The organism is Streptomyces sp. GbtcB7 (assembly GCF_019091445.1).
Taxonomy (GTDB): domain Bacteria; phylum Actinomycetota; class Actinomycetes; order Streptomycetales; family Streptomycetaceae; genus Streptomyces; species Streptomyces mirabilis.
The window spans coordinates 1-206 of record NZ_JAGXJM010000835.1 but is presented as its reverse complement, the minus strand read 5'-3'; the positions used below and the strand labels follow the sequence as shown (position 1 = coordinate 206).

Sequence of the window (206 nt, the reverse complement as noted above, 5' to 3'; positions counted from 1 at the left end):
ACGACGACGAGGTCGCCCTCCTTGACCTCCTGGCCCTCCTCGACCGCGACCTTGACGATCGTGCCCTGCATGGGCGACGCGAGCGTGTCGCCTGAGGCGACCGGGCCGGACTTCTTGGCCGCGCGGCGTTTGGGCTTGGCGCCCGCCGCGAGGCCGGTGCGGGCCAGGGACATGCCCAGCGAGGACGGCAGCGAGACCTCGAGGCG

1 protein-coding gene is annotated in these 206 nt (G+C 73.3%); it reads right to left on the bottom strand.

The genetic code is table 11. The annotated features are described in order from the left end of the window. On the bottom strand, nucleotides 1–206 hold a 206-nt coding region (locus KVT44_RS57700; RefSeq protein ID WP_217577291.1), incomplete at both ends, for a biotin/lipoyl-binding protein.